The 10,122-nt window shown below is 60.0% G+C and carries 8 protein-coding genes; 2 read left to right on the forward strand and 6 right to left on the reverse strand.

The features are described 5' to 3' along the window. Positions 1–39: 39 nt before the first annotated feature. From ntrC to glnA, 6 genes are all read right to left on the reverse strand, one after another. A complete protein-coding gene (ntrC, locus tag OC610_RS13445; RefSeq protein WP_264428274.1) occupies positions 40–1,476 on the reverse strand; it encodes a nitrogen regulation protein NR(I) in 1,437 nt (478 codons plus the stop codon). Then, entirely contained in the window at positions 1,473–2,558 is a 1,086-nt protein-coding gene (gene glnL, locus OC610_RS13450) for a nitrogen regulation protein NR(II) (protein ID WP_181290741.1), read from the reverse strand. The genes ntrC and glnL overlap by 4 nt, the downstream gene beginning before the upstream one ends. 254 nt (positions 2,559–2,812) lie before the next feature. After that, a complete protein-coding gene (locus OC610_RS13455; protein ID WP_264428276.1) occupies positions 2,813–3,439 on the reverse strand; it encodes a DUF4124 domain-containing protein in 627 nt (208 codons plus the stop codon). Beyond that, on the reverse strand, positions 3,436–3,951 hold the full coding sequence (locus OC610_RS13460; RefSeq protein ID WP_264428277.1) for a DUF4124 domain-containing protein: 516 nt from the start codon (positions 3,949–3,951) through the stop codon (positions 3,436–3,438). The genes OC610_RS13455 and OC610_RS13460 overlap by 4 nt, the downstream gene beginning before the upstream one ends. Before the next feature lie 235 nt (positions 3,952–4,186). After that, a complete protein-coding gene (locus OC610_RS13465; protein WP_264428279.1) occupies positions 4,187–4,744 on the reverse strand; it encodes a chorismate mutase in 558 nt (185 codons plus the stop codon). 121 nt (positions 4,745–4,865) lie between these two features. Further along, on the reverse strand, positions 4,866–6,272 hold the full coding sequence (gene glnA, locus OC610_RS13470; RefSeq protein ID WP_014336114.1) for a type I glutamate--ammonia ligase: 1,407 nt from the start codon (positions 6,270–6,272) through the stop codon (positions 4,866–4,868). Between the two features lie 328 nt (positions 6,273–6,600). Here glnA and thiI point away from each other — a divergent pair, with 328 nt between their 5' ends. Then, the gene (thiI, locus tag OC610_RS13475) at positions 6,601–8,055 is read left to right on the forward strand and encodes a tRNA uracil 4-sulfurtransferase ThiI (RefSeq protein ID WP_264428283.1); all 1,455 of its coding nucleotides are present in this window, start codon (positions 6,601–6,603) and stop codon (positions 8,053–8,055) included. 134 nt (positions 8,056–8,189) lie between these two features. Continuing rightward, complete coding sequence (gene typA / locus OC610_RS13480) at positions 8,190–10,010, forward strand: translational GTPase TypA (protein ID WP_030141461.1); 1,821 nt, start codon at positions 8,190–8,192, stop codon at positions 10,008–10,010. Positions 10,011–10,122: the final 112 nt, after the last annotated feature.

A 10,122-nucleotide genomic window follows, 5' to 3' on the forward strand; every position in this document is an offset into this window, starting at 1 on the left:
GCGATTGGCCTTCAAATTCAGCGAAGGGTCAAAGGCTGATCAGCCTTCATCCCCGTCATCATCATCCCCACCATCAACCTTCATCCCCAATTCCTTGATCTTGCGGGTCAAGGTATTGCGGCCCCAGCCCAGCAGCACGGCGGCGTCACGGCGGCGGCCGGCGGTGTGCTTGAGGGCGGTTTCGATCATGATGCGTTCGAAACTCGGCACGGCGCTGTCCAGCAGGCTCGATTGGCCGCGTGCCAGCGCTTGGTCAGCCCACTGGCGCAGGGCCTGTTCCCAGTTGGTCACCGGCGCCGAATCCTGTGGCAGGCTCAACAGTTCAGGTGGCAGGTCGCTGATGTGCACTTCGCGACCCGACGCCATCACCGTGATCCAGCGGCAGGTGTTTTCCAACTGGCGGACGTTGCCGGGCCATGGCAGGTTCTTGAGGTATTCCTCGGTTTCGTTCTTGAGCAGCTTGGGCTCCACCGCCAATTCCTGGGCTGCGCGGCCGAGGAAGTGCCGGGCGAGGGTCGGGATGTCTTCGCGACGGTCCGCCAGGCGCGGAATATGGATACGGATCACGTTCAGGCGATGGAACAAGTCTTCCCGGAATTTGCCGGCGTGAACCAGGGTTTCCAGGTTCTGGTGGGTCGCGGCGATGATGCGCACATCGACCTTGACCGGCGTATGGCCGCCCACTCGATAGAACTCGCCATCGGCCAGCACGCGCAGCAAGCGGGTCTGGGTGTCAGCCGGCATGTCGCCGATCTCATCGAGGAACAGTGTGCCGCCATCGGCCTGCTCGAAGCGTCCGCGCCGCAGGTTGGCCGCGCCGGTGAACGCACCTTTCTCATGGCCGAACAACTCGGATTCCATCAGGTCCTTCGGGATCGCCGCCATGTTCAGCGCAATGAACGGCGATGCCGCCCGCGGACTGTGGCGGTGCAAGGCGTGGGCAACCAATTCCTTACCAGTGCCCGACTCGCCGTTGATCAATACGGTGATGTTGGAGTGGCTCAGGCGGCCAATGGCGCGAAACACTTCCTGCATCGCCGGCGCTTCGCCAATGATTTCCGGGGTGCGGGCCAAGGCCGGCACTTCTTCCAGGCCTTGTTGTTCCTGGGCGTGCTGGTTGGCGCGCTTGACCAGGGACACGGCTTCGTCGACATCGAACGGCTTGGGCAGGTATTCGAATGCACCGCCCTGGTAGGACGCGACGGCGCTGTCCAGGTCGGAGTGGGCGGTCATGATGATCACTGGCAGCCGCGGATGCTGCTCGCGAATCCGCGCCAGCAGGTCCAGGCCACTGGCGCCGGGCATGCGGATGTCGGAAATGATGACGTCCGGCTGCTGACGGGCCAGGCGGCTCATCACCCCGTCGGCGCTGTCGAAGCTCTGGGTGGTCATGCCTTCCTGTTGCAAGGCTTTTTCCAGGACCCAGCGGATAGAACGGTCGTCATCGACGATCCACACGGTTTCACTACGGCTCATGTCGATGTGGCTCCTTGTTCCAGTGGCAGGAAGATCGAGAAAGTGGTGTGGCCGGGGTGGCTTTCACATTCGATCAAGCCCTGGTGCTGACTGATGATGTTCTGGGTGATGGACAGCCCCAGCCCGGTACCGTCCGGGCGGCCGCTGACCATCGGGAAGAAGATGGTTTCCTGCAATTCCTGGGGAATGCCCGGACCGTTGTCGATGATCTCGATCTTGGTCACCAGGCGATGGCGCACATGGCCGATGGTGAATTGGCGCATGGCGCGGGTGCGCAGGCTGATGCGGCCCAGGCGCAGCTCGTTCTGGGTGCTGATGGCCTGCATGGCGTTGCGTACGATGTTCAGCACCGCCTGGATCATCTGTTCGCGATCGATCAAGACGTCGGGAATGCTTGGGTCATAGTCGCGCACCAACGTGATGCAGCCTTGGCTTTCCGCTTCCACCAGGCTGCTGACGCGCTCCAGGACTTCATGGACGTTGCACAAGGCGAGTGAGGGCAACTTGTTCGAGCCGAGCATGCGGTCCACCAGGTTTCGTAGGCGGTCGGCTTCCTCGATGATGACGTTGGTGTAGTCCTTGAGGCTTTCTTCCGGCAATTCCCGGGCGAGCAATTGTGCCGCGCCGCGAATGCCGCCAAGCGGGTTCTTGATCTCGTGGGCGAGGCCGCGCACCAGCATCTTGCTGGTTTCCTGCTTGGATATCTGCGCCTCTTCCTTGGTGATGCGCAGCAGGCGATCACGGGGGTGGACTTCCAACAGCAGCAGCGTGGCGTGGTTGTTCAGGATCGGCGTTACCGCATAGTCAACGGTCAAGGTCTGGCCGGTCAGGGCGGTCAGCATCGCTTCACGCTTGGTGAACGGGTGGGCCTGTTCCACAGCCTGGCGCAGGGAGTTGAGCGCTTCGGCGGACTCGGTAAACAGTTCGCTGATGAACTGCCCATGGCTGCGCTGGCCGCTGACGGCCAGGAGCATCTCCGCCGCCGGGTTCATGTACTCGAGGCGCAGTTCGGCGTCGAGCAGGATGGTCGCGGTGGTGAGATTGTCGAGCAGCAAGCGGTGTAGTGCGTCGCTAATGGTCATCAGGACCTCTTTTAAAGCGTAGCGATCGAGGGCGGGCCCCCAAATCGCGCGCGCGGTTAATGCGCTGATACCAGCAAAATGCAAAAACCAAACCAAGGCTCCGAAAAGAAGCGTTTAGAGCCTCAAAAGGCCATTTTTCGCCCAGTTGCGTGGCGTTCTGCCAGCTTTTTCGGGTACTTTCGAACCAAAATGGGTTTTGAGTCTGGGTAGCGTGCAAGGTATTGCACCAATATAGTGCGCCGCCTTGGGTGACGTTAGAAGAACGGCAGGATGCTGCTTTTCTCTTCCTCGGGTTTTTCAGCGAGGGGGCATTCGGGACGCTGGCCATAATCGGCTATGGTGCAGGGCTTGACGCGGCGCTTCTGCGCCAGGGACATGCGTTGCATGTGGAAGGGTTGGTTGGCGGTGCGTTCGACGATACGGCCTTGCTCATCCAGGATTTCGACTGCCAGATGGTGGGTGCCCCGGTCGATGTTTTTCAAGGCAAATACCGGACTGGGCCCTGGCTCTGCGGTGGGCTTGCCGTCCAGCAGCAGACGGTAGCGGTGGCCTCTTTGCAAGCCGGGTTCGCTGGTCGCGGTGACGATCAGCTCCCCGGCGGTGCTGCGTATCGTGGCGTCCGGTTCGGGAATCAACAGCCGGAGCATCTCGTAACGGAACAAGGGTTCGGGAGGTGGCGATTCGACCGGCGTTGCCGAGTTGATGCCAGAGGTGTGTGCCGGCATGCGGTTACCGGGCGGCAATTGTACTTTCCTGGCATTGCCGGGGCGTGGCTGGTCGGTGAAGACTCGATTGCCTTGGGCGTCGATGTAGGTATAGACCTGCGCCAGGCCAGGCATTGCGATCAGCAACAGGCCCAGGACGACGAGCGGGCGGATCATGGCAGGTGCACTCGCTGCACGGTGAAGGTGACGGTTTCGCTCTGCTGCACGAGACGTTCCCCGTCGATTACCTGGACCGCCAGGCTATGCTCGCCGCGATCGATATTCACCAGTTGCAGGCGCGGCACGTTGCTCGGCTGGCCGTAAGGCTGGCCGTCGAGCAGCAACCTGAACAGATGCGGGCTCTGCAGGCGTGGTTGCGACCTAACGCCGACGGTGAAGGTGCCGTTGTTGGCACGCAGGGCCTCTTCGGTGGGGATGTCGGTCAGCTCCAACAGCTCGTAGGCTTTGCGCGGCGCGTTGGTGTTTTCCGGCGTTGGGGGTGTGTCGGGGCTGGTCGGGGCTTGGGATTCCACGCTGTTGAGCGGCGGCAATTCTACGGCCTGGGCCGAAACGCCGTCGGGTGGCTGGTTGCTGTAGGCGGTGTTGCCGTCGGCGTCGGTGTATTTGTAGATCTGCGCGGCGGCGGGCAGCGTCAGCAGGACTAAGAGAAGGACTGAACCACGACCCATGGAAAATCGACCGAAAAACAAAAGTGATGGGTAGCAGCATAGGCCAGGGCAGGCGGTTGGCCAAAGTTGTTGCGCCAATCCCACAGAGTCCAGTGTCATGCCTGGATGTCATGGGCGGCATAGATCCAGTGTGGGAGCGAGCTTGCTCGCGATGAGGCCAGCATATCCAACACCTCAGCGACTGAGACGCCGCTATCGCGAGCAAGCTCGCTCCCACAGGGAAAAGGGTGTTGCCTCAGGATTGTGTGGAAACACACAGCCCGGCGGTCGCCCGGATCAGGGCCAGCCGGTGTATCGGGTGTTGCTTGTTGTGGTGAGTGGCACGGGCCAGCCATTGCGGACACTGCGGGTCGGTGCGGTAGGGGGCGAAGTCGGCCAGTTGTTGCAGCAGGCGCTTTTGCAGCCGGTCGAGTTTGGGGCGGATCTCGCCTACCAGGTCCGGGCGCGGCAGGTCCGGCGCCTTGCCCTCCAGGGCCCAGTCGGACAAGTTGACGTACTGGACAAACTTGTTGGCTTCTATCTGGGCGGCGAAAAACGCTTCCACGGTTTCACCGCTCAGCTTGTAGGCCGGCGCCTGGGCTACGGCGGCGGCAATGACTTCACGTTCGCGCTGGCGGTCCTCTACGGGTTTGCCACTGTCCCATTTGCTCAGCGCCACTTGATCGGCGATCAGCAGGCGTTCGCCGATGGCATTGAGCAGCGGGGTCAGGGCGTCGGGGGCGTTGTTGGCCTCGGCTGTTGAGCACAGCAGCGCGGCGGACAGGGCGAGGCAAATCTTCAAGCGGGAAGTCATTGGCAATCTCGTCTTGTGAGGGGAGCGGCGCATCATCATGCACGTAACCAGCGCCCATAAAAAAGGCCTCCCGAAGGAGGCCTCTCTTTAGTTCACGCCGTGCGTGGCGGCGCTCACTGGATCAGCAGCTGTAGTACAGCTCGTATTCCAGCGGGTGTACGAAGGTGCGAACCTTGATTTCTTCTTCGCTTTTCAGTGCGATGTAAGCGTCGATGAAGTCATCGCTGAATACGCCGCCCTTGGTCAGGAACGCACGGCCCTTGTCCAGCTCTTCCAGGGCTTCTTTCAGGCTGCCACAAACCTGTGGGATTTCCTTGGCCTCTTCAGGCGGCAGGTCATACAGGTTCTTGTCAGCGGCATCGCCAGGGTGGATCTTGTTCTGGATACCGTCCAGGCCGGCCATCATCAGTGCAGCGAAGGCCAGGTATGGGTTGGCAGCCGGATCCGGGAAGCGCGCTTCGATGCGGCGGGCTTTCGGGCTGTTCACGTAAGGAATACGGATCGAGGCGGAACGGTTGCGAGCCGAGTAGGCCAGCATCACCGGGGCTTCGAAGCCTGGTACCAGACGCTTGTAGGAGTTGGTCGACGGGTTGGTGAAGCCGTTCAGGGCCTTACCGTGCTTGATGATGCCGCCGATGAAGTACAGGGCGGTGTCCGACAGGCCGGCATAACCTTCGCCAGCGAAGGTGTTCTTGCCGTCTTTGGAGATCGACATGTGCACGTGCATGCCCGAACCGTTGTCGCCGTACAGAGGCTTCGGCATGAAGGTCGCGGTGCGGCCGTAGGCGTCGGCAACGTTGTGTACGCAGTACTTCAGGGTTTGTACTTCGTCAGCCTTCTTCACCAGCGTGTTGAATTTCACGCCGATTTCGTTCTGGCCGGCAGTCGCCACTTCGTGGTGGTGAACTTCGACGGTCTGGCCCATTTCTTCCAGTGCATTGCACATGGAGGTACGGATTTCGTGGTCGAAGTCGAACGGTGGAACCGGGAAGTAGCCGCCCTTGATGCCTGGACGGTGGCCTTTGTTGCCGCCTTCCACGTCCTGGTCGGACATCCACGAACCTTGTTCGGAGAAGATCTTGAACATGGAGCCGGAGATGTCGGACTTGAACTTGACCGAGTCGAAGATGAAGAACTCAGGCTCTGGACCGAAGAAAGCAGTGTCGCCGATACCGGTGGACTTCAGGTATTCCTCGGCACGGTGGGCGATGGCGCGTGGGTCACGGTCATAGCCTTGCATGGTCGAAGGTTCGATGATGTCGCAGACCAGGATCAGGGTCGGCTCTTCGGTGAACGGGTCCAGGACTGCAGTTTCGTCGTCCGGCATCAGGATCATGTCGGAGGCTTCGATGCCTTTCCAGCCGGAGATGGAGGAACCGTCGAACATCTTGCCGATTTCGAAGAATTCGTCGTCCAGCGCATCACGGGCCGGCATGGTCACGTGATGTTGAGTGCCCTTGGTGTCAGTGAAGCGCAGATCAATCCACTTGACGTCATGATCTTTGATGAGTTGAACCGACTTCGACATATGTCCTCCGGGTGGCTTCGGGCGGGTAGTGGAGTGCCCTTAGATATGGGTGATGCCGGCGCGAATACTCTGCCAAGGCAACCTGCCTCACAAGGGAGCAAATTGCATGCCAGTGCCCCACCATGGGTTTTTTGCACCAAATCCACGCTTTTAAAGCCGTAAATCCAAGATTGTCAGACAATAACGCACTGCAATGTGGCGTCGTCAATCGATAATGACCTGTTTTGGTGCATGCGAAGCCATCTACAGATTAATTGGTCAAACCTTGAGCAATTTCCGCTATAATCCGCGCCCCCCTTTTTCGGCTGGCCGTTCGCGCGCTGTTTTCATGAAACTAATCGTAAAAGTCTTCCCCGAGATCACCATCAAGAGCCGCCCGGTACGGATGCGTTTCATCCGCCAGTTGGCCAAGAACATCCGTGCCGTGCTCCGTGACCTGGACCCGGCCGTGGTGGTGAACGGCGTGTGGGACAACCTCGAGCTGGAAACCCGCGTCAGCGAACCCAAGATCCTCAAGGAGATGACCGAGCGCCTGAGCTGCATGCCGGGCATCGCGCATTTCCTGCAAGTCGACGAATACCCGCTGGGGGATTTCGACGAGATCCTCGCCAAATGCATGCTCCATTATGGTGATGCGCTGGCCGGCAAGATTTTTTCGGTACGCTGCAAGCGCGCCGGCAAGCACCCGTTCAGTTCGATGGACGTGGAACGTTATGTCGGCAGCCAGTTGCGCCGGCAGTGCGGCGCCGCTGGTATTTCGCTGAAAGACCCGCAGATCGAAGTGCGCATCGAAATTCGCGACCAGCGCTTGTTCGTGATCCACAGCCAGCACGACAGCATCGGCGGTTACCCGCTGGGTTCGCTGGAGCAGACCCTGGTGTTGATGTCCGGTGGTTTCGACTCCACCGTCGCCGCCTACCAGATCATGCGTCGCGGCCTGATGAGCCATTTCTGCTTCTTCAATCTCGGCGGGCGTGCTCACGAATTGGGCGTGATGGAAGTGGCGCACTTCATCTGGAAGAAGTACGGCAGCTCCCAGCGCGTGTTATTTGTGAGTGTGCCGTTCGAAGAAGTCTTGGGCGAGATTCTCGGCAAAGTCGATAACAGTCATATGGGCGTCATTTTGAAGCGTATGATGTTGCGTGCCGCGACGAGCATCGCCGACCGCCTGCACATCGACGCGCTGGTGACCGGCGAGGCGATTTCCCAGGTATCGAGCCAGACGCTGCCGAACCTGACGGTGATCGACTGCGTGACCGAGAAGCTCGTGCTGCGTCCGCTGATCGCCAGCCACAAGCAGGACATCATCGACACGGCCAACGAGATCGGCACCGCCGATTTTGCCCGGCACATGCCGGAGTATTGCGGCGTCATCTCGGTTAACCCGAAGACGGCGGCCAAGCGCGGGCGCGTGGAACACGAAGAGAAAGAATTCGACATGGCGGTACTCGAACGCGCGATCGAGAACGCCAGGCTGGTACCGATCGATCGGGTCATCGACGAGTTGGGCCAGGACATCCAGATTGAAGAAGTCGGCGAAGCGCTGGCCGGTCAGATCATCATTGACATCCGTCACCCGGATGAGGCTGAAGACGACCCGCTGAGCGTCGCCGGCGTCGAGGTACAAACGATGCCGTTCTATGCAGTGAACGCGCGTTTCAAGGAACTGGACCCTACTCGCCAGTACCTGCTGTATTGCGACAAAGGCGTGATGAGTCGCCTGCATGCCCACCATTTGCTCAGTGAGGGGCATGCCAATGTGCGCGTTTATCGACCGAGCTAAGTGCCCGGGGCTGTTTGCCTGTGGCCTGCGTCACCGGCCCCCCGACGCCGCCGACACGCTGTAACTGTCGGACTCTACTGTAAATCGCTGCCACGACCTGTCAGCACACCGAATCCTCTGATCGAGATACACAAGTGATCGAAAATCTACGCAACATCGCCATCATTGCTCACGTTGACCATGGTAAGACCACCCTGGTAGACAAACTCTTGCGTCAATCCGGCACCCTGGAGCGCAACGAGCTCAACGACGAGCGCGTGATGGACTCCAACGACCAGGAAAAAGAGCGCGGTATTACCATCCTGGCGAAAAACACCGCCATCAACTGGAACGGCTACCACATCAACATCGTGGACACCCCGGGCCACGCCGACTTCGGTGGTGAAGTAGAGCGCGTGATGTCGATGGTCGACTCCGTGCTGCTGCTGGTCGACGCCCAGGACGGCCCTATGCCGCAAACCCGTTTCGTGACCAAGAAGGCTTTCGAAGCCGGCCTGCGTCCGATCGTGTGCATCAACAAGGTTGACCGTCCAGGCGCGCGTCCGGACTGGGTCCTGGACCAGATCTTCGACCTGTTCGACAACCTGGGTGCCACCGAAGAGCAGTTGGACTTCAAAGTCGTCTACGCCTCGGCCCTGAACGGTATTGCCGGTCTGGACCACACCGACATGGCTGAAGACATGACCCCGCTGTACCAGTCGATCGTCGACAACGTACCTGCACCGAAAGTCGACCGTGACGGCCCGTTCCAGATGCAAATTTCCGCACTGGACTACAACAGCTTCCTCGGCGTTATCGGTGTTGGCCGTATCGCCCGTGGTCGCGTCAAGCCGAACACCCCAGTCGTGGCTATCGGCGCCGATGGCAAGCGTCGCAACGGTCGTATCCTGAAGCTGATGGGTCACCACGGTCTGCACCGTGTAGACGTCGAAGAAGCGGCTGCCGGCGACATCGTCTGCATCAGCGGCATGGACTCGCTGTTCATCTCCGACACCCTGTGTCACCCGGACACCGTTGAAGCGATGAAGCCGTTGACCGTCGACGAGCCAACCGTTTCCATGACCTTCCAGGTAAACGATTCGCCATTCTGCGGTAAAGAAGGCAAGTTCGTGACGTCCCGCAACATCAAGGAACGTCTGGACAAAGAGCTGCTGTACAACGTTGCACTGCGCGTTGAAGAAGGCGACTCGGCTGACAAGTTCAAGGTCTCCGGCCGTGGCGAGCTGCACCTCTCGGTTCTGATCGAAACCATGCGTCGCGAAGGCTTCGAAATGGCTGTAGGCCGTCCGGAAGTGATCATCCGCCTGGTTGACGGCGTGAAGCACGAACCGTTCGAAAACGTCACCATCGACCTGCCGGAAGAATCCCAGGGCAAGGTGATGGAAGAGATGGGCCTGCGTAAGGGCGACCTGACCAACATGGTGCCGGATGGCAAAGGCCGTGTACGTCTGGAATACAACATCCCTGCTCGCGGTCTGATCGGTTTCCGTAACCAGTTCCTGACCCTGACCAACGGTGCTGGCATCCTGACCTCGATCTTCGACCGTTACGACGTGATGAAGTCGGGCGACATGTCCGGCCGCCAGAACGGCGTTCTGGTTTCGGTTGAAACCGGCAAGGCACTGACCTACTCCCTGGAAACCCTCCAGGCGCGTGGCAAGTTGTTCGTCGAACACGGCCAGGAAATCTACGGTGGCCAGATCGTTGGTCTGAACAGCCGTGACAACGACCTGGGCGTGAACCCTACCAAGGGCAAGAAGCTCGACAACATGCGTGCTTCGGGTAAAGACGAAACCATCGCCCTGGTTCCACCTGTTCGCTTCACCCTGGAACAGGCCCTGGAATTCATCCAGGACGACGAGCTGTGCGAAGTGACGCCTAAGTCGATCCGCCTGCGCAAGAAGATCCTGGACGAAAGCGAGCGTACCCGCGCCGCCAAGAAAGCCAAGGCCTGATTTAGCCCCGGCTGAATGAAAACGCCCCCGGTTGTGAGACCGGGGGCGTTTTTTTGTGCCTGGAAGTTATGCGGCGCCTGTTGGGGCCCCATCGCGAGCAAGCTCGCTCCCA

The sequence above is a fragment of the Pseudomonas agronomica genome (assembly GCF_025917275.1).
GTDB classification, from domain to species: Bacteria; Pseudomonadota; Gammaproteobacteria; order Pseudomonadales; family Pseudomonadaceae; genus Aquipseudomonas; species Aquipseudomonas agronomica.